Genomic DNA, 20,284 nt, shown 5'->3' with positions numbered 1-20,284 from the left:
TGATATCTATAATCTAATTACTCAGAGTTAAAATGTTTTTTAACAGCTTCCTTTAGTGCTACAGAAAGAAATGTAGGAACTGCATTTCCTATTTGTAAGTTTTTATCTGTTCTTGAACCGAAAAAAATATAATTGTCAGGAAAACACTGAATTCTAGCACCCTCCCTAGTTGTTAATGGTCTCGGTGTCTTTGGGTGAATACATCGAGAAGAAGATGGTGTACTCAAGTTCCTTGTGATCGTTGTACTAGGTCTATTCCACCATAGTCTACAATAGGTATTAGCAAAACCACTCTTTGGTCTCAATTCTTCTGGTAAATCTAATGGTGAGCCTCCATCTGGTAATTCATTCATCAACTCAATCAATCTTTCATTATTTTTTGGTGCATTATGGTCTATTAACTTATTTGGAGCATTTTCCCTCATTTTTTGCTGAAAATCATTTTTTGCCGAAGATTGATACTCAAAACTTTCTTCTCCAGACTTGATGAATGGTAAATCACTAATTGCGTCAGAAAGTGTTAAATATGGGGTTAATTTGTTAGAAAACAAACTCAAACCATCTTCAGGATTATAATGTGTAGGTTCAGGGTATAAAAAATTAGATTTTAGTTTACTGCCGACTATGATAACTCTTTCTCTTACTTGAGGAACACCATAATCTGCTGCATTTAATACCTTATATTGAGTTTTGTATCCAAGAGTTTCAAACAATGAAATAATTTGTGAAAGCAATTTACCCTTTAGCATAGATAACAATCCTTTGACATTTTCAAAAATAAATACTTTTGGCTCTATTTCTTTAAGTATTCTATAGTATTCTTGAAACAATTGCCCTCTTGGATCATCTATTAATCTTTTTCCTACAGTAGAATATGCTTGACAAGGTGGACCTCCAATGATTAAATCTATTTTTCCCTTTTTTATCCTAAAATCTCTATTTAAATCTTCAATCCCAAACTCCTTTATATCTTTGCAATACATTTTTACAGTAGGGTGATTCAACTCATAAGCCCTAGCTGTCTTAGGTGAAATTTCATTTGCAGCTATTATTTCAAAATTTTCATCGTGAGCAAATCCATAACTTAATCCTCCGACCCCTGCAAATAAGTCAATAACTTTTATTTTTCTAATCTTTGTCATTAAAATCCTTATATTTTGGTGGCTCTTCTGTTAATTTCCAAATGAAATAATTTTGATCAATATTAAAAACAGTTTGTCCCTCCATTTGTTGTCTAGTAATCCAGTTAATACTATCATCTTCGATGCTGTCAATATTTACAAATGCTACCTGCCCATTGAATAAGTCAAAATGAATAACTATTGATGAAATTCCTTGTTCTCTTTTAATTTTTTTCGCTTCTATAACTTTATGTTGTTTGATGTCATTTATACCTTGAAAGCCTGATTGAACCTCTATTCTAATACTTTTGTTACTATTCAGGTTTACTTGTAAATCAGCTTTAGGTGTTCTTTTAAATGTATCTATATTCACCAGATCATCATCACCAATTAATTCTATGTTTTCAACATCAACTTCAAAAATTTGACTTACTGCATTTAGAAAATAAGAAGAAATAATAAAGCCCCTCATCCAAGAAAAATATACTTGTTCAGGTCTTCTTCCTTGATTATTAAGTCTTACAATTATCTGATTGTCTTTTAATTTTTCATAGACTGATTGAATATTCTGTTTGCAAAATAATTTCAGATTGTCATTTTTTATAGCATCTACAACTATATTATCTATTTTGTATATAATCTCAAAAAGTCTTTTATTGAGTAGCTCAATATAGCTGTAATCGACCAATGGCTTTATATCTTTTGCTACAAAGAAATTCTTTGCCTCCCCTTGATTTGTAAAGCCTAATTTTTTTCTATACTCTCTAAAATACTGCGTATTGATATGTGACATGCCTAAAATATAATTAACGAAGCAAAGTTAATAAAAGTCAGATTAATATCCTACCCCTACACCAAATTTTAATTATTTAACATCCATCCACTTCTAATATTTTAAAGAAATGGATTGATATATTTTTCTGCTATCATTAGCATTGGAAATAACCATACGCCACGATATTGAAAATCGTAAGGATAACATTGTCGATTTTCAAATGATGGGGATTGATCATTTGTTGGTTGATGAGAGCCATAAGTTTAAAAACCTGATGTTCAATACACGACATGATCGCGTAGCAGGGCTTGGAAATATGCAAGGTAGCCAAAAGGCAATGAATTTATTGTTTGCCATTCGCACCATTCAAAAAAGGTCTGGTAAGGATTTAGGGGCTACTTTTCTCTCAGGTACAACCATTTCTAACTCATTAACGGAACTCTATTTACTTTTTAAATATTTGCGTCCACAGGCTTTGGAAAAGCAAGGAATTACCTGTTTTGATGCCTGGGCGGCTATTTATGCCCGTAAAACCATCGATTACGAATTTTCAGTGGCGAATAATATTGTACAAAAAGAACGCTTCCGCTATTTTATCAAAGTTCCAGAATTAGCACAATTTTATTCGGAAATCACAGACTATCGAACGGCAAAAGATATTGGTATCGATCGCCCAGAAAAGAATGAGGTTTTATACCATATTCCACCTACACCCGATCAAGAAGTTTTTATTGAAAAACTAATGGAATTTGCTAAAAACGGAGATGCTACTTTATTGGGAAGAGGACCTTTGTCGCAACGAGAAGAGAAGGCAAAAATGCTGATTGCTACCGACTATGCCCGAAAGATGTCACTAGATATGCGGTTAGTGGGCGACACATACGATGACCACCCCGATAATAAAGCCTCGCATTGTGCTAAGAAAATCTACGAGTATTACGAAAAATACAATGCCCAGAAAGGAACACAATTTGTCTTCTCTGATTTAGGAACCTATAAACCTAATGAATGGAATCCTTACTCTGAAATTAAACGAAAATTGGTAGAAGATTACGGCATCCCTCCGGATGAAATCCGGTTTATTCAAGAAGCCAAAAACGACAAAACACGAAAGAAACTTATTGCCGATACCAATGAGGGTAAAATCCGTGTGCTGTTTGGCTCTACCGATATGCTGGGCACAGGCGTCAATGCCCAAAAAAGAGCCGTTGCCGTCCACCATCTTGACACGCCTTGGAGACCCAGCGATTTGCAGCAACGAGACGGCAGAGCTATCCGAAAAGGGAATGAAGTGGCCAAGTATTTTGCCGGTAACAAAGTAGATGTTATCATCTATGCCGTAGAAAAATCTTTGGATTCATATAAGTTTAATTTGTTATTTAACAAGCAATTATTCATAGACCAGCTAAAATCCAATAAGCTCGGTAAACGAATCATTGATGAAGGCAGTATGGACGAACAGTCGGGAATGAATTTCTCAGAATACGTCGCTATCCTTTCAGGAAACACAGAACTATTGGAAAAAGCAAAAATTGAAAAGAAAATAACGGCTTTGGAAAGCGAACGCCAGGCTTTTATGCGAAATAAATCTTCTTCACGATTTAAGTTGGAAACATTAGTAGAGAATAAAGAAGCTGCAGAGAATAGGTTGATGAGATTAAAAACAGATTGGGATAATTTCAATGCAAGAGCCAAGAAACTGCCCAATGGAGATTTTGTTAATGCTTTGCAATTAGATGGAATATCACAAGGAGCAAGTTTGGAACAATTAGGCGAGAAATTAAACATCTATGCTAAAAAAGCACGAACAGGCGGAGATTATGAGGAAATTGGAAGTTTATACGGCTTTCAAATTCTTGTTAAAACAGAAATTACTCAAAAAGAAGGTTTGGACATTCGTCAAAACCGCTTCTTTATAAAAGGAGAAGGAAGCATCCGCTATACCCATAACAATGGAAAAATGGCTCAAGACCTCAAATTGGCCGCAATGAGCTTTATTAAGGCCTTGGAAAAGATTCCAAACCTTATCAATGATAATGAAAAAGAGCTTAAAAAAATTACCGAAGACTTACCGATACTTCAACAGGTGGTAGAGGGCAGATGGCTCTCTAATTGTTTGACAGCTTTTGAGTAGCCTTTGCCCTGCCCTTTCGGCGGGGCTTTATAATACAGCAGAAAAATAAAAAAAGTTGAGAAACAATTTCACAATACAACTTTAATGTTGTATACTTACATTTACACTGTAATTAATTATTAAAAAGTCCGATGCAGAACGGTAAACTCGGCGAAAGTAAAATGATTACATTAGAAACATTAGCGGAAAAGATAAACGGCAACCTTTTGAGTAAAAGGAAACCTTGAAAAAATAGATTTTTTAATTTTGCCATACTGAAACACCGTACCAAATACAAAAAATAAAAAGCGCAAAAGATTAAAAAACAACCATTTGCGCTTTTTAGTTGTGGAGCTGGAGGGATTCGAACCCTCGTCCAAACAAGCAATATGCAAGCTTTCTACATGCTTATTTTGCTATTCATTTTCGACCTAAAACAGAGAGCAAACACCCAATTTCAGGCTTATCTTTTAATATTTTCGTCCTTTAGCCAAAGCCTCCAAAGGCTTAGTTCTGTCTTTCCTATGCCCCAAAACCGAACGCCACAGAACACGGCTTTCGTGGAACATCTTGTTTCCTTACTGTACTTCGGGAAAACGCAAAATCCTACTATGCTTCAGATTAAGCAGCAAGAGCAAACTCTTCGTTGCCAGTTAAAACTTGTAGCAAGGGATTAAAGAGATCGCGCTACGGTTCTCTGCATGCTTACCTACCTATTGGCCTTGCTGTCGAAACCAGTCAACCCCAATAACGTAAATAAAACTTTTGCAAAATTAGAAAAATATCTTGAAATAGCATAGAAAACCCAATACTTTTTAATCTTTACCCGTTCCATATCCTCTTACGATACCTCTTGGCGAGTTTTGTATAAACTGAAGTATCTCATCTCGTTCCGCAGTAGGGAGCATTTCTTTCTCTATATAGTTTACGGCTTGGGTAACATTCATTTTCATTTGGAAAATAGCCCTATATATTTTTTGGATTTCAAAGATTTTATCATTACTAAACCCTCTACGCCTTAGTCCTATTGAATTGATTCCTGCAAAAGACATCGGCTCTCTCGCTACTTTCACATAAGGCGGAATATCTTTCCGTACCAGTGTGCCTCCGGAAATCATCACATGATTGCCAATTTTCACAAACTGGTGGACGGCAGAAAGTCCTCCCATTACAACATGGTCTCCTATCTCTACATGTCCTGCAATTCCGCAGCCGTTTACGATTATGGTATGGTTGCCTATCACACAGTCGTGAGCAATATGAGCTGTTGCCATTATTAGGCAATCATCTCCCACTTTCGTAGCACCGGAAGCCTTAGTACCTCTATTGATGGTAACGCACTCCCTTATTGTAGTTCTATCCCCTATGACGGCTAAAGAATCTTCACCCTCAAACTTTAAATCTTGGGGAATACCTGCAATTACAGTACCAGGAAAAACTTTACAATTTTCCCCTATCCTGGCTCCGTTCATTATCGTTACATTCGGTCCAATCCATGTGCCGTCTCCGATTTCCACATCCGCTGCAATAGTGGTAAATGGCTCTACGGTAACATTTTTGCCTATTTTTGCACGTTTATCTACGGCTGCTAATTGATGAATCATTCTGTTTTGTTTTTTGCAACTTGTGCCATTAGTTCTGCTTCTACCACTACACTATCTCCTACATAGCCGTAGCCCTGCATATGTACAATACCCCTGCGGATAGGTTCTATCAGTTCTATTTTGAATATCAATGTATCTCCGGGAACTACTTTTTTCTTAAACTTAACTTTATCTATTTTAATGAAATAAGTAGAGTAATTTTCGGGATCAGGTACGCTAGCCAATACCAAAATACCTCCTGTCTGGGCAAGGGCTTCTACTTGTAGCACACCCGGCATAACCGGCTCTTTTGGAAAATGTCCTACAAAGAAAGGTTCATTCATAGTAACGTTTTTAAGTCCCACGACATGAGTATCCGAAAGCTCTAAAACCTTATCAATCAATAAGAATGGCGGGCGATGAGGCATTAATCTCATTATTCCGTTAATATCAAAAATAGGTTCTTTGGTAAGGTCAAAGTCCGGTACATTTTTCTTTTTCTGAAGCTTCCATTGGCGGTTTAGTTTTTTTGCAAATTGAGTATTTACAAGATGCCCCGGTTTATTGGCAATCACTTTACCTTTTATTTTTACGCCCACTAATGCCAAATCACCTATCACATCTAATAATTTATGCCTTGCTGCTTCATTTGGGTAGTTTAGGGTAAGATTATCCAAAATCCCGTTAGGGCGGACAGCCACATCATCTTTACCAAAGGCTTTTTTCAGTTTTTCTAAGGTTTCCGGTGTCAGCTCTTTATCGACATAGACAATAGCGTTACTAATATCCCCACCTCTTATAAGTCCGTGGTCTAAGAGCATTTCTAATTCGTGTAAAAAGCTGAATGTCCTTGCACTTGAAAATTCATCTTTGAACTCAGATACGTTTTTCATTGTAGCATTCTGTGTACCAAGCACTTTAGTGCCAAAATCTACCATTGTGGTGATTTCATAGTGGTCAGACGGAATGATGGTCATTTCAGAGCCTGTATTTGGGTCTGTATAGCTCATCACTTCTTTAATGATTAGATATTCCCTGTCTTTGCTTTGTTCCTCTATTCCTGCTTTTTCTATGGCTTCTACAAAGAATTTGGAAGAACCGTCCATTATAGGAGGTTCCGCACTATTCATTTCCAGAATGGCATTATCTATATCCATTCCTACCAGTGCTGCCAAAAGATGCTCACAAGTATGTATTTTTACACCTAATTTTTCTAAAGTTGTTCCTCTCTCTGTTGTAGTTACATAGTTTACATCGGCTTCTACCTGAGGCTGCCCCTCTAAGTCTGTCCTAACAAATACAAATCCTGTATTTTCTTTGGCTGGTTTTATCGTTAGAGTAACTTCTTTTCCGGTATGCAGCCCTATACCGGATAAAGCGACTTCTTTCTTTAATGTTTTTTGTTTTTCACTCATCAGATTGTTCTTTTGATTTTTTTTCTAATTCGCAAATACGGTTTACAATATTATTGAGGTTTCTAAAATGAACATAATTCCGCCTGAAATCGCCTGCTGAAATTGCCGGTGAACCATAGAGAATTTCTTTATCAGAAACACTGTTATTCACTCCACTTTGGGCTTGTATTTTAATTTGATTGCCAAGACTAATATGCCCCACTATACCTACCTGCCCACCTATTTGGTTCCAATCTCCTATAGTGGTAGAACCCGCGATGCCTGCTTGTGCCGCGATGACATTGTGTTTGCCTATTTTCACATTGTGGGCAATTTGTATTAGATTATCTATTTTTGTGCCTTCTCCTATTATAGTAGAACCAATAGTCGCTCTGTCTATGCTGCAGTTAGAACCTATTTCTACATCATTTTCAAGGATAACATTTCCCAATTGGGGTATTTTCCTAAACCCTTTCTCCGTTGGCTGGAAGCCAAAACCATCTCCCCCTACAACCGTGTTTGAATGAATGATACAATTATTTCCTATGACACAGCCGTCGTATATTTTTGCACCGCTATCGATCTTGCAATTATCGCCTATTTTTACATTTTTGCCAATAAATACCTGCGGGGCTATTTGTGAACCTTTTCCTATTGATACATTTTCAGAAACATAAGTAAAAGCTCCTATATACACATCTTCTCCTATTTTTGCTGTGGTATGGACGCTGGCATTGGTTTCTATACCGTTTTTTTTATCCTGTATCATATCGTTATAGAGATTCATCAATACCTGAAAAGATAGATAGGCGTCTTCCACCGCTATAATCGTAGGTTTGTAGTTTTTGTCTTTCAATAATCTTTCCGATACAATAAGAACCGAGCAATTAGAATGCTCTATCAGTTCAGAAAACTTTTCGTTAGCTACAAAAGATAAGTTTCCTTCTTCATTCTTTTCTATGGGGCAAAATCCCTTTATCACAGCGTTTTCATCGCCTATTATTTTGCCTTGAATGTATTCTGCTATTTGTGAGGCTTTAAATTCCATATAATGCAAAGATAAAAATTTATACTAATCACATGGATAATTTTGAGTCTAATTTATATCATTTCAATATTTCTCTTGGAAAAGAAAGAATATACTTCGTCGTGGATTTTGCCAAACTATCGGATAAAATTTGATGCTCGGAGTCCTCCAAACGGATTTTCTTCCGTTCTCTATTGAGTAGATATATAGGCTGTTTTTCTCTATCGTACGGCGTCAGATGCCGGTAGATTTCATCTACAAATAATTCTCCATACCCAATACCGAAATGATGATTGATAAGCTCAATTTTCTCTCCGATAAAAGCTTCCGAAAACGGCTCCGATGACGATAAAGTCTTAGGAAGTTTACGAGTAATAATGGCTTTGCAATAATAGGATAGCACCATATCCGCTTCGTCTTGCCATAGTTTGATGGCTTGCAGTACATCTGTATCGTCCAACGCTGTAAATTTTGAAATATCTTCTTCAGAGGCTTGTTTGAAATTCTTTTTGTAAAGAAAATATTTCAAATTTTTCGGTGTATCCAGTTCATACCCCTCGGAAATGAGCTGCTTCGCTCTATTAAGTATTTTTACTAATAGAAATTCTGCAAGAGAAGCTGTTTTGTGATAATAAACCTGCCAATACATCAGCATTCTTGCGGCTAAAAAATTCTCGATAGAATAGATGCCTTTATCATCTATTACCAATTCATCGTCTGCTACATTCATCATTGAGATAATACGCTGGGTATTGATATTCCCTTCGGACACTCCCGTGAAAAAACTGTCTCGTTTTAGATAGTCCAGCCTGTCCACATCCAGCTGAGAGGATATAAGCTGATTAAAAAAACGGCGATGATATTTCCCCCGAAACATTTCTATCGCGGTATCCAGTTCTCCCGAAAAAGTTTCATTGAGCTTGTTCATCAGCAATAGAGATAACTTCTCGTGATGCCAATCTTCCATCAAGATAGCTTCTAAGGCGTGTGAGAAAGGACCGTGTCCTATATCGTGAAGAAGTATCGCCAGCATAGCCGATTTTTCTTCCTCTTTGGAAATTTCTACGCCCTTTGCTCTAAGGGTTTCTATGGCGGTAAACATCAGGTGCATAGCCCCTATGGCGTGGTGAAATCGCGTATGTGTAGCCCCCGGAAAAATAAGACTGAGTAGCCCTGTCTGAGCAGTTCTTCTGAGCCGCTGGAAATAGCGGTGTTCTAAAACATCAAAAAGAATCTCGTGAGGTATTTTAATAAATCCGTGGACCGGATCATTGATGATTTTAAGTTTATTAAGCATTTTGTAATATTAAATGAGTACAAATTTAGTCATTTTCAGACAGATATATTTTTTCATTATCCAACAAATTCTTCTACTCTTTTTCTTATAAGACTTTTACGCCACTCTATATAGCCCATTATCGCCAAAATAGTAAACACAAAATATTGCACAGAAGTAATTCCCAAACCTTTACAAATATACATTGGTACACTTATAAAATCTCCTAAAATCCAGAGAATCCAATTTTCTAATTTCCTTTTTGCCATCAGCCACATTCCTACTAAAAATACAGAAGTAATAAATATATCTAGATAATTTGCCCAATCCAAATGATAAAACCCTAATGTAATGCCCTGCATAGAAAAATGATTCTCAATATAGGGTTTGAAATAATATATTACCCCTACCAAAACCACACTTAGTGAGAATAATCCTACCGAGATCCCCCATTCTTTTTTCGTTGTTGTTTTAATCTCTATATGAATATGATCTTTAGAATTTTCAGACCAAAGAATCCAACCGTATATACTCATTACCGTGTAGTAAAAATTGATCATCATATCTCCTAAAAGCCTAAACTTAAAAAGCAGATAAATATAAATAATGGTACTGATAATCCCCGTGGGATACACCCAAATTTTTTTTTTCATAGAAAAAAATACACTTAGCAAACCGAAACCAGCCGCAACAGCCTCTAAATAAATTTGGTAAGTCTGATATTCTTCATAAGGAGCAAGAAAAATTTCATAAAAATCCATAAAACAAAGATATTTTTAATACTAATTTTTGTGGTTAATTTTCATCAATTGTTTTGAGCAAAGCACTCCATATTTTATTTGCCTGAGCTTCGTATCCGGATTTTTGAAAGTGAACCCCGTCATCTCTTGCTTCATTTCTTTGCTGAGCTCTTCTGTAGTAGCCACGCCCTCCCATAGCATCGTATAGACTGAAATAAGCAACATTATTTTGAGATGCCGTTTCTTTTAGCCACCGATTAATTGCCGCCATTTTATCCGGTTTTTTCAGGTTATCCGTAGAGGCAATTAATAGAATAGGCAAAGACGCATCTTTATTTCTCAATTTTTGTATGAGGGTCTTCACATTATTCTTAAAATCCGCCTCCGAGATGCTACTCAGCGACTCGTTTGTACTTAGTGCAATAACGACTAAATCCGGATGGATACTTTCCAATTGTTTTAGTTGTAAAGGGTATTTTAGAAAATCTGCATAGGTAGCCCCATTGACACCTACGGTATTAAATAAAACACCTTTCTGAGCATCATTCATAAATTGAAATCCGTAAAAAACATTCCCTTTCGAGCCGTTTGTTTTAAGCAAAAAAGTTGTCTGGGGTTCAGAAAGATTTACATCTGTAATTCCATCTTGGAACTCCCCTGTAAATATAGGTGTTATAGAATTTTCAAAATCTTTGTTGTAAACAATGGTATTCTCTTCTGCTTTTATCGTCATTCCCGGTATAGGATGCTGTACTTTACTCCCATTAAGCTGCAGCAATCGTGTGGTAATGGTATAAAATTTAGCTGCCAATTCCGGATAAGTTTCGTTCCCCAAAACAGTATATTGTACAAGCTGTTTTTTCCTTGATACAAAACGGCTTAACGAAACATCACTTTTATAAAGCGAGAAAGGCTGCCCTGCCATACAGGAGTCGCTGAAAATTACAATTTTTGAAAACGCATCTTGTGGTTTTTTGAATTGTATTTCTATAAAAGACGGCTTTTCGTTCCCCATTACAAAACCTGATGCTCCCATTTGCGGAAAGATATGTTCATCATACACCAATCGGAAGGTCTGCCAAGTTTGATTAGAGACAGAAGAAAAATCTGCAGGACCATTAGAATTAGCCACCTGATACGGAAACACCAAACCTCTACCAGCATTTCCATATTTTTCTTGAATTTTATTTCTCAGATAGCCTGAAAGCCAGCCAGCCTGTATATGAGAATCCCCTAAGAATAAGACATTTGTAACCTTATCATTTTCTTTTAGTTTATTGATAAAGGGAGTCAGAAACCTTGTATTTTCAATATCTTGAGCCTTTAAAAAAAAAGGTAGCAATAGAATACCGAATACACAATTTATAAAAAAAAGCTTGTTCATAAGCATAAAACTATAATAATAAAAAAATCCTGACAACTTATTTTATCGTCAGGATTATAAAATATTACTGTTAATCTATCGAAATAACTATTTTGAAAATCAGTTCAGTTATTCGCAAAGGATAATTCCTTTGTCATTACTAAACTCTATCACTCCGCTTTTAATTCTAAGAGAGTATATAGAATTCTTATCTGCCTCTCTCTGAAAGTTCTTTTTGTATTCTTCTGCAATAGACTCTGTATATAATTTCACTTTCCCTCCAATAAGAGAAGAAACTATTGCGGCGTGATTTTTCATAATATGGAACTCTCCGTTTTTTCCCGGAAGTAAAACAGAATTTACCTCTCCTTCAAAAACCACATGCTCCGGCGTTAATATCTTTATATTCATTTCAATTTAGATTTATTAGTAAGACGAAGTTTTGAGATTTGTTTCAATCCCAAAACTTCAAGTCTAAATTTTAAGCATTTTCAGCAAGCATTTTCTCTCCGGCTTCTATAGCCTCCTCAATAGTTCCTTTAAGGTTAAAGGCTGCTTCTGGCAGATGGTCTAATTCTCCATCAATAATCATATTAAATCCTTTGATAGTATCTTTAATATCTACCAATGCTCCAGGAATACCTGTAAACTGCTCTGCCACATGGAACGGCTGAGATAGGAATCTTTGTACCTTTCTTGCTCTATATACTACCAGCTTATCCTCTTCTGAAAGTTCTTCCATACCAAGGATGGCGATAATATCTTGTAATGCTTTATATCTCTGAAGAATTTCTTTAACTCTTTGTGCACAGTTATAATGCTCTTCTCCAATAACCTCAGGGGACAAAATTCTGGAAGTAGAATCCAATGGATCCACCGCAGGATAAATACCTAAAGAGGCAATTTTTCTGGAAAGTACAGTAGTTGCATCCAAGTGGGCAAATGTAGTAGCTGGAGCAGGGTCTGTCAAGTCATCCGCAGGCACATATACAGCTTGCACAGAAGTAATAGAACCATTTTTAGTAGAAGTAATTCTTTCCTGCATCGCACCCATTTCAGAAGCCAAAGTAGGCTGATATCCTACAGCAGAAGGCATACGCCCAAGAAGTGCAGACACCTCTGAACCTGCTTGTGTAAAACGGAAAATATTATCTACGAAGAACAATACATCTCTACCTTGACCAGACTCTCCGCCATCACGATAGTACTCAGCAAGAGTAAGACCTGATAATGCTACACGAGCTCTCGCACCAGGAGGTTCATTCATCTGTCCGAATACGAATGCAGCTTTAGAGTCTTTAAGTAAATTAGTATCTACTTTGGACAAATCCCAGCCGCCTTCCTCCATAGAATGCATAAAATCATCACCGTATTTGATGATTCCAGACTCTAACATCTCCCGAAGAAGGTCGTTTCCTTCACGAGTTCTCTCTCCTACTCCTGCAAATACAGAAAGTCCGCCGTGTCCTTTTGCAATATTGTTAATCAATTCTTGAATCAATACAGTTTTACCTACACCGGCACCACCGAAAAGTCCAATTTTACCACCTTTTGCATAAGGCTCAATAAGATCGATAACCTTAATCCCCGTATAGAGAACTTCAGCAGAAGTAGAAAGCTGATCGAACTTTGGAGCTTCTCTGTGGATTGGCAAACCACCTTCTTTAGATAAAGACTGGAGCCCATCAATAGAATCTCCCACCACATTGAACAATCTACCATTAACCTCTTCGCCAATAGGCATTGTAATCTGATGCCCATACCCTACTACATTTTGACCTCTTCTAAGTCCGTCCGTAGCATCCATAGCTATACATCTTACTGTATCTTCGCCAATGTGTTGCTCTACCTCGAGAACAAGTTTTTCGCCATTACTTTTTGTAATTTCCAGTGAATCATAAATTTTTGGAAGCTCTGAAACTTCATCAAAAACCACATCAATAACTGGTCCAATAATCTGAGAAATCTTTCCTTTAATTTGGTTTGCCATTTCTATTTTTTTTCTTGTGTGCAAATATAATCATTATTAATTAAATTACAATTGCTAAAAAAAAAGATTTTTATCATATTTGCACCGTTTAACTTCACAAGGTGCCGAAACAGCCCAAAAACAGTACCTATAAAAAGATTTTTAATAGAATGAATATCATCATCAACTGCTCTAATTACAAAAAAAATGTCCCTCTGGCTATATCTCTGGGAATGTTTGATGGGGTTCATATAGGGCATCAGAGTATTATTTCAAAGCTTAAAGATATTGCTAAATCTCGAAATTTAGAGACTGCATTATTTTCTTTTTGGCCACATCCAAGATTTTTTTTTAACCCTAAAGAAAATTTACAACTTCTGAATACCATCGATGAAAAAACAGCTCTTATGCAGAATTTTGGGGTTCAGCATCTTTTTTTACAGCCTTTTGACAAAGAGTTCAGAAATCTGTCTGGAGAAGATTTTATAAAAACTATTTTAGTAGATAGGCTAAATGTTAAGTACCTTATTATAGGGCACGATCATCATTTTGGCAAAGACAGAAGCGGTAATTACGATCTCTTGAAACAATTGGCACCAAAATACGGATTTGAAATACAGCAACTCGGCTCTATAAAATTGGAAAACCAAGATGTCAGTTCTACAAAAATCCGAAAAGCTCTCCGTAATGCGAAAATAAAGGAAGCTAACGCTATGCTTGGCTATCATTATAACATCTCCGGTAAAGTAATACACGGAAAAAAATTAGGCCGTACCATCGGTTTCCCTACGGCTAATATAGACTATCCTGCCGATAAACTTTTGCCTCAAAAAGGAGCCTATATCGTAGAGACAATAGTGGACGGAAAATCCTACAAAGGAATGATGAGCATAGGCACCAATCCTACAGTAAACGGCACTGCCCTAACGGCTGAAGTCTATATTTTAAATTTTGACCAAGACCTTTATGGAAAAACAATAAGCGTAAACTTTCGAGAGTTTTTACACGAAGAGATAAAATTTGAAAGCATAGAAATGCTCATAGAAAAACTAAAAGAAGATGAAAAACGTACCATCCAGTATGATTTCTCTAAATAATTTCCCAATTAATTATATGATATAAAAAGTTAACTATTTGCATTAAAGCCCATTTATGAATACCTCTCTCCTATTCCAAAAAGCATTATATTAAAATTCATCATTATCAAATACTTTATAATTAGTTCAATAAATTTTTATCAGCACTATTATAGCTTATCTAAATATTCTATGGCATCAGAAAAAAAATAATATTTGAATAATTTTGACACAAATGTGTCAGGTGGGTTACGGACGCTAAATTTAATTTTGAAGCACTTTAATCGTTCGTAATCCACTGTCTTACACCGGACTATCCAGAAGTACCAAACATCAGATATAGATATCCGTGTCAGCTTATCTCATAGAGCAGCTGAAGAGACTGATATTTATTGACACAGGTTAATATACTGATATGCGGACTGATTAAAGAAAGCATCCGGCTGGCTGCAATTCCTTGTCAATAAAGCACGTCTTCCCAAAGAGCAGGCCATTACCGAACAATTGACGCAACGGGGATTAAAGCTTGCCAATATTGATTTCTTGGTAATGAGCTCTCCTACATAACGACCACATCAAATAAGGGTAAGTTTATGCTATTGTGTTCAGACACTGCCTATGCAAAAAATATTAGCAACAGATGATCCCTCCGGGAATTGCCATTAACAAAGAAAAAACACTACATTCTCTACAATGGGTACGGGAGATGAACCTTAGCCCCGACAGCATAGAAATGTAGTAACTAATCATGATACCAGAATAGAACCCTATACGATAAAGATTTAAAACTCATTCAAAAGAAATTTATCGTCTATCCTAAATTTTTATATCAATAAATAAAATGTTAACTTTACCATCTCATTTTTAAACGAGAATGCTATGCATGTTAATATTATTGAGCTTGTAAAAGGGCAATTTGGTGCCGCGGTAACCAGCCAGCTAGCCGAAAAATTAGGTGAAAGTGAAGCGGGAGTTTTTAGAGCTGTTAATACTTTTATTCCTGTCATTCTTACCAGAATCATAAGTTGCAACGAACACTCTACTATACTAAAAGCAGCGACAAATATTTCGGACAGTGACACAATGCAAAACCTTAATTTAGATACTGTAAAAGACGATCCTGTACTTACAGAGTTGCTATCTGCTGTTTTTGGAGACAAAGTAAATACCGTCATTTTCTCTGTTGCCCAAACTTCGGGGGTAAAAGAAGTATCTGCAAAAGCATTATTTAAATTTACTTCTTTCTACACTTTAGGAATGATTGGGCGATACGCCAAAGATCATAATCTAAATGCAGAGAAATTAAAATCTATACTAGAAGCTAAAAAAAATGATTTTTACAAACTATTGCCAACAGAAATTTCTTTGAAATCTATCGGTCTGGGTAATTTTAACACAAACGAAAACACCGATGAATTAGCCGAAAATACGCATACTGAAACGACTAATAAAGTTACGAATAATACAGCCAAATTAATCGATAACTTAAAAGAAGATACAAAGGATAATTACGGTAAAAATATTATCACTTGGCTCGTTCCTCTGGTATTATTGATTTTGACAGGGATATTCTTTGTGAAAACTCTTAAAAACAAGCAAGAACCGAATACTGAAGTAGCTACCGCTAAAAACCCCAAAAACATTCTAAACAAAAAAATTGATTCTATTAAAAATTCTCACAGTGAAAAAAAAGATTCAATTTTCCCCCAACATTAGCCGTCTCTCCCGAGACGTTTTTTTTATATTTATTTTGCAATTTACACAAGAATAACTATTTTTGTTAGCTTAATCTAACTTCTAAATAAAGTGAATCAAAATAATTCTATTAAAAAAAACGAAGGATGGCGATACGAAAAAACTTACCATTCTCTGCCGGAAGTTTTTTCCTCCATCAATATTCCAAAAAACGGAAGTTTCTGGAAAAAGCTTTTAGCCTACACAGGACCTGGACTTATGGTAGCTGTGGGGTATATGGATCCCGGCAATTGGGCTACGGATATTGCAGGAGGTACTAAGTTTGGTTACACACTGCTTTCTGTTATTTTGATATCCAATATTTTTGCAATGATATTGCAGCACCTTGCCCTAAAATTAGGTATTGTAGGAGAAAGAGACTTGGCACAAGCGTGTAGAGACCATTATCCCAGACCCGTAAGTTTTGTGTTGTGGATTTTATGCGAAATCGCCATTGCCGCAACAGATTTAGCAGAAGTCATAGGCTCTGCTATTGCTATCAATCTGCTTTTCAGGATTCCTCTTACCTGGGGAATAGCTATTACCACGGCAGATATACTGATAGTCTTAATGCTACAATCCAAAGGTTTTCGATGGATAGAGAGCATCGTAGGAGGATTGATAGTCCTTATATTCGGATGTTTTTTTTATGAAATAGTCGTGAGCCATCCAGATACTCTACCTATTCTTAAAGGGATTGTCCCAAAAGTAGAAGTGATCTATAATCCAGAGATGCTCTACATCGCGATTGGTATTATCGGAGCTACAGTAATGCCTCATAACCTCTATTTACACAGCAGCATTATACAAACAAGAAACTACCCGAGAGACGAAGAAGGTAAGAAAGAAGCTCTAAAGTTTGCCACCATCGATAGTAATATTTCTTTGTTTTTGGCATTCTTTATCAACGCTGCTATTTTGATTATTTCTGCTGCTACTTTCCACGGCACACAATACGAAAGTGTGGCAGAGATAGAAGATGCCTACAAACTTCTTTCTCCTGTTTTGGGAGCAGGATTGGCAAGCGTTGTCTTTGCAGTTGCACTTTTAGCATCGGGGCAAAACTCCACGCTTACCGGAACTCTGTCAGGGCAAATCGTAATGGAAGGTTTTCTCAACATACGCCTGAAGCCTTGGGTAAGACGCCTTATCACACGGCTAATCGCAGTAATACCAGCTTTCATAGTTGCTGTTTTATATGGTGCTAAAGGCACGACGGATTTGTTGGTTCTCAGCCAAGTCGTACTCTCTATGCAACTTTGCTTTGCCGTAGTACCATTGGTCATGTTTACCAACGACAAAAAAAAGATGGGAAACTTTGCCAACAAACCTCTGCTGAAATACGCTGCTTTGCTTATTACAGCGATTATCATCATTCTTAATGCTTATTTGGTTTGGACTTCCTTCTAAACCCATCATTAAGACCATTGGACATTGCATTTTTTTCCAAAGGAGAATAAAGAATTTAGAGCTTTCATAACATAAAATATTTCCTAAATTCATTATCAATCAACAAATTATATTGAAATAAAAGATTATCTAATAAACATCATTCACAATCAGCAACACTGATAAAAAATACTTTGAATTTTAATAGTAGAAAATAGAAATACGATATATATATTTTGGAGGGATATAAAATCATTTCAGGAATAACGAACTATCAAAATGCAATCACTCATTAAATAGCCTTGACGCGAATGAAATGTTCGGTAAAGGGAATAGATTCAAAGCCTATCCTCAAAAGGTAGATTATGTCCTTCATTCAATTAAAACTTAAACAGAAGCTAAAAATTATATCAAAAGTTAATTATAAAAAATCTCTTCTACAATTCTGCTAAATTAAAACTCTTATCTCACCCAGCTTAAACAGCAAAACCAAATGTAAAGGCTTTAAAGGGTGAAATAGATTAATTTATCTACATTTTGTTTTAATTAAATGTTAATTTTTACGGAGAGGTGGAGGCAACCATATTAACAAATGCCCAGAAATGTTAATCTTTTTTACATTGCATCTTAACAAAAAACCTCTATTTGCCTATTTAATAGAAATTATATACATTGACAATTAGCCCTCTCCTGCTCTGGTATCCCCCAGTGAGAGCATATTTTTTAACTGCTGTATCTCTGCTTGAGCCACATTATAACGATGCTCCCAGTTATCTTTCTCTTGTTGCAAACGCTCTTTGTCCTTAATTAAAGCAGCTACACGCTCTTTTAAAGTATTTATATGGTCTTTGCTATCTTGTAAATGCTCCTTTAAGTCTTGAAGTTGCATAGTGTCTGTATTTTCTAAAGTGTTGCTTTTTTTACACATTTCGTTAGCAACATTTAAGGCAACACTTTTTGCAACACTTTCATTCGGTAACATTTTCTTTACATTTGGTTTTTAGCATTTCACCTTTTCCTGTCAGCAACCATTCTGCAGATAATTCTGGATAACTATCCAATATTTTGGATAAATATATATCTGACGCACTCGAATTTATATGCGATTTATCTACAAACCCCTTTTTCAACCCTGTTTTTTGTAAAAATATTTTAGGTTTAATATTTTGATTTTCAATAAATTGAATTATTCTTACCCTTGCTGTTTCCAAAATTTTAGTTTTTGTTTTGTATACTCCAAAATTTTGGAATACATTTATGTTATTAAATATTACAAAAATATGAATAAAAAAGACACTATCCGCAATAAGCTGAAAAAAGTACGGGCGAAGTACTCTTATGTGGAGGTAGCCAAGAAGTTTAATACCACCGATGAGTATGTGTATTTGATCGCCACTGGTAGGCGTGTACCAGTGCGAGGCAAAGGGCTTAAAATTAAACAGGAACTTGAAAAATTAGTAAAACAATAGAAAACTATGGAACTACCAAAAAGATACTTCCTAAATGATTTAAAGGAACTAAACGAACGTTTTAAAAAGGATTTACAAGAGCTACCTCAGTCACCAAAGAAATACTCTGACTATAAGACAATATGCAGTTCCGTAGAAGTGTTGCTTGATATGGTGGTTTGTCTATCTCTACAACCCAATGGTGGAGATGTTCTTTCAAAATCCGAACTTCTAAAACATTGCACAGAGCGTCTATCTTTTTCTTACGACTCTCTATATTTTGATCTCTCTCAGCTGCAGAAAAGTCTAAATGAATATGAACAATAGCCATAGAATATAATTTTTAAAATAACAAAAGTATAAAAAAAATGAAAAAGTTTATCCACAGAATTATCTGTATCAAAACCTCCCGTGTCATTAGAATATGGAGCGAACCTCACAACTCCATAGCGATACGCTCGCTGTACTTTTTTGGCATCCGAGTGAAAGATATGGATAGCCGTGTAGTTACAAGGAAAGAGCAATTAAGAGCATTTAATTATTTCTAATCTATAAAACAAAGGTTATGAAAAAACTACTAAAAAGACTTTTCACACCATTGATACGAGAAGTGGTAAGGGAAGAAATTAAAAATCTAAATCTTTTAGCTGGTCATAAATTAGAAGAAGTTGTCTCCAATGTATTGAGTTCTGCGATATTTGAAAAGACTGATTATCAAAGTTCAAATTGATTGTATCAGCCTCGTTTGATAAGGCTTCAATAATAGATAAATCCCAAAATGTCAAAGGCATCCAGAGAGGTTCGAGTCCTCTCTTGGGAACAATAAAAAAGCTATAAGCAATAAAAAATGAAATTGCAACCCACAGACATCATCATCAGAAAAACCGACGGCACGGAGACCCTATGGCTCTCCCAGCGCCTCGTGATGGAGGTCTGTGGAGTTGATGAGGATTATTTAAGAAGTAAAGCAAGAAATAGATACAAAAAAAAGCGTACCGTCTTGCTACCATAACAGAGGCGTATTGCCCGATAGTGGTAAGGCTTGGCGTTGGGCAAAGCTAAACAACGGCTTTTATTATTGCCTCAATAATATTCCTAATAGAGCGCCCAAACATTACCGCTCTTTATTTGGGGATGCAGAGGCCTTGCGTGAGCTTTGGGAGAAAACGATAAGCCACAACGCCACCACTGAGCTGGAGCTAAGATTTAAACGCCATTTAAAGGCAAATTACAGACACTTTATAGAGCATTATACCGAGGCCAACGAGGTGCAGCG

At 36.0% G+C, this 20,284-nt stretch carries 20 protein-coding genes, 1 other RNA gene and 2 pseudogenes; 10 read left to right on the top strand and 13 right to left on the bottom strand.

The window, feature by feature from the left end:
• Window positions 1-17 precede the first annotated feature (17 nt).
• Complete coding sequence (locus BLS89_RS09560) at window positions 18-1,142, bottom strand: DNA cytosine methyltransferase (protein WP_092737867.1); 1,125 nt, start codon at window positions 1,140-1,142, stop codon at window positions 18-20.
• Window positions 1,129-1,914, bottom strand: a complete 786-nt coding sequence (locus BLS89_RS09555; protein ID WP_092737865.1) for a restriction endonuclease — start codon at window positions 1,912-1,914, stop codon at window positions 1,129-1,131. The genes BLS89_RS09560 and BLS89_RS09555 overlap by 14 nt, the downstream gene beginning before the upstream one ends.
• Window positions 1,915-2,065: 151 nt before the next feature.
• On the opposite strand from BLS89_RS09555, the pseudogene BLS89_RS09550 reads away from it, so the two are divergent.
• Window positions 2,066-4,030 (top strand): annotated as a pseudogene (locus tag BLS89_RS09550) (helicase-related protein); the annotation flags it as partial.
• Window positions 4,031-4,355: 325 nt separating this feature from the next.
• Here BLS89_RS09550 and ssrA read toward each other — a convergent pair.
• The 9 genes from ssrA to atpD all read right to left on the bottom strand — a co-directional run bounded on the left by ssrA (window position 4,356) and on the right by atpD (window position 13,382).
• Window positions 4,356-4,755, bottom strand: a transfer-messenger RNA (tmRNA) gene (ssrA, locus tag BLS89_RS09545).
• Window positions 4,756-4,824: 69 nt separating this feature from the next.
• Entirely contained in the window at window positions 4,825-5,613 is a 789-nt protein-coding gene (lpxA, locus tag BLS89_RS09540; RefSeq protein ID WP_092737861.1) for an acyl-ACP--UDP-N-acetylglucosamine O-acyltransferase, read from the bottom strand.
• Window positions 5,610-7,007, bottom strand: coding sequence for a bifunctional UDP-3-O-[3-hydroxymyristoyl] N-acetylglucosamine deacetylase/3-hydroxyacyl-ACP dehydratase (locus BLS89_RS09535; RefSeq protein ID WP_092737859.1), 1,398 nt, complete (start codon window positions 7,005-7,007; stop codon window positions 5,610-5,612). Before BLS89_RS09535 ends, lpxA begins: the two co-directional genes overlap by 4 nt.
• Complete coding sequence (lpxD, locus tag BLS89_RS09530) at window positions 7,000-8,034, bottom strand: UDP-3-O-(3-hydroxymyristoyl)glucosamine N-acyltransferase (RefSeq protein WP_092737857.1); 1,035 nt, start codon at window positions 8,032-8,034, stop codon at window positions 7,000-7,002. The genes BLS89_RS09535 and lpxD overlap by 8 nt, the downstream gene beginning before the upstream one ends.
• 58 nt (window positions 8,035-8,092) lie before the next feature.
• A complete protein-coding gene (locus tag BLS89_RS09525) occupies window positions 8,093-9,310 on the bottom strand; it encodes an HD domain-containing protein (RefSeq protein WP_092737855.1) in 1,218 nt (405 codons plus the stop codon).
• 56 nt (window positions 9,311-9,366) lie between these two features.
• Entirely contained in the window at window positions 9,367-10,050 is a 684-nt protein-coding gene (gene pnuC / locus BLS89_RS09520) for a nicotinamide riboside transporter PnuC (protein WP_092737853.1), read from the bottom strand.
• 34 nt (window positions 10,051-10,084) lie between these two features.
• On the bottom strand, window positions 10,085-11,413 hold the full coding sequence (locus BLS89_RS09515; protein ID WP_092737886.1) for a DUF459 domain-containing protein: 1,329 nt from the start codon (window positions 11,411-11,413) through the stop codon (window positions 10,085-10,087).
• 108 nt (window positions 11,414-11,521) lie between these two features.
• Window positions 11,522-11,803 carry a FoF1 ATP synthase subunit delta/epsilon gene (locus BLS89_RS09510; RefSeq protein ID WP_092737852.1) on the bottom strand — a complete coding sequence of 94 codons (282 nt, stop codon included), beginning with the start codon at window positions 11,801-11,803 and terminating at the stop codon, window positions 11,522-11,524.
• Between the two features lie 70 nt (window positions 11,804-11,873).
• Window positions 11,874-13,382: a F0F1 ATP synthase subunit beta gene (gene atpD, locus BLS89_RS09505; protein ID WP_092737850.1), complete on the bottom strand. Its 1,509-nt coding sequence runs from the start codon at window positions 13,380-13,382 to the stop codon at window positions 11,874-11,876.
• A gap of 149 nt (window positions 13,383-13,531) precedes the next feature.
• Between atpD and BLS89_RS09500 the strand changes: the two genes are divergently transcribed.
• The 3 genes from BLS89_RS09500 to BLS89_RS09490 all read left to right on the top strand — a co-directional run bounded on the left by BLS89_RS09500 (window position 13,532) and on the right by BLS89_RS09490 (window position 17,581).
• Window positions 13,532-14,458 (top strand): bifunctional riboflavin kinase/FAD synthetase, encoded by a 927-nt coding sequence (locus BLS89_RS09500; RefSeq protein WP_092737884.1) that lies wholly within the window; start codon window positions 13,532-13,534, stop codon window positions 14,456-14,458.
• Between the two features lie 858 nt (window positions 14,459-15,316).
• Window positions 15,317-16,153 (top strand): DUF937 domain-containing protein, encoded by an 837-nt coding sequence (locus tag BLS89_RS09495; protein WP_092737848.1) that lies wholly within the window; start codon window positions 15,317-15,319, stop codon window positions 16,151-16,153.
• A gap of 90 nt (window positions 16,154-16,243) precedes the next feature.
• Window positions 16,244-17,581 (top strand): Nramp family divalent metal transporter, encoded by a 1,338-nt coding sequence (locus BLS89_RS09490; protein ID WP_245688982.1) that lies wholly within the window; start codon window positions 16,244-16,246, stop codon window positions 17,579-17,581.
• A 658-nt stretch (window positions 17,582-18,239) separates the two neighbouring features.
• On the opposite strand, the gene BLS89_RS09485 is transcribed toward BLS89_RS09490, so the two are convergent.
• Together BLS89_RS09485 and BLS89_RS09480 are read right to left on the bottom strand one after the other, a co-directional pair.
• On the bottom strand, window positions 18,240-18,542 hold the full coding sequence (locus BLS89_RS09485; RefSeq protein ID WP_092737847.1) for a hypothetical protein: 303 nt from the start codon (window positions 18,540-18,542) through the stop codon (window positions 18,240-18,242).
• Window positions 18,529-18,771 carry a hypothetical protein gene (locus tag BLS89_RS09480; protein WP_092737845.1) on the bottom strand — a complete coding sequence of 81 codons (243 nt, stop codon included), beginning with the start codon at window positions 18,769-18,771 and terminating at the stop codon, window positions 18,529-18,531. Before BLS89_RS09480 ends, BLS89_RS09485 begins: the two co-directional genes overlap by 14 nt.
• A gap of 69 nt (window positions 18,772-18,840) precedes the next feature.
• Here BLS89_RS09480 and BLS89_RS09475 point away from each other — a divergent pair, with 69 nt between their 5' ends.
• From BLS89_RS09475 to BLS89_RS09465, 6 genes and pseudogenes are all read left to right on the top strand, one after another.
• A complete protein-coding gene (locus BLS89_RS09475; protein WP_092737881.1) occupies window positions 18,841-19,029 on the top strand; it encodes a hypothetical protein in 189 nt (62 codons plus the stop codon).
• A 6-nt stretch (window positions 19,030-19,035) separates the two neighbouring features.
• On the top strand, window positions 19,036-19,335 hold the full coding sequence (locus BLS89_RS10470) for a hypothetical protein (RefSeq protein WP_143017761.1): 300 nt from the start codon (window positions 19,036-19,038) through the stop codon (window positions 19,333-19,335).
• A gap of 41 nt (window positions 19,336-19,376) precedes the next feature.
• A complete protein-coding gene (locus BLS89_RS10465) occupies window positions 19,377-19,556 on the top strand; it encodes a hypothetical protein (RefSeq protein ID WP_143017760.1) in 180 nt (59 codons plus the stop codon).
• A gap of 17 nt (window positions 19,557-19,573) precedes the next feature.
• Window positions 19,574-19,738 carry a hypothetical protein gene (locus BLS89_RS10765; RefSeq protein WP_176763300.1) on the top strand — a complete coding sequence of 55 codons (165 nt, stop codon included), beginning with the start codon at window positions 19,574-19,576 and terminating at the stop codon, window positions 19,736-19,738.
• 117 nt (window positions 19,739-19,855) lie between these two features.
• Window positions 19,856-20,020 carry a hypothetical protein gene (locus tag BLS89_RS10760; RefSeq protein WP_176763299.1) on the top strand — a complete coding sequence of 55 codons (165 nt, stop codon included), beginning with the start codon at window positions 19,856-19,858 and terminating at the stop codon, window positions 20,018-20,020.
• Window positions 20,021-20,030: 10 nt separating this feature from the next.
• Window positions 20,031-20,284: pseudogene (locus BLS89_RS09465) on the top strand (Mu transposase C-terminal domain-containing protein); the annotation flags it as partial.

The organism is Riemerella columbipharyngis (assembly GCF_900101995.1).
GTDB lineage: Bacteria > Bacteroidota > Bacteroidia > Flavobacteriales > Weeksellaceae > Riemerella > Riemerella columbipharyngis.
The sequence above is the reverse complement of the archived record's forward strand: the minus strand, read 5'-3'. Positions and strand labels throughout refer to the sequence as shown.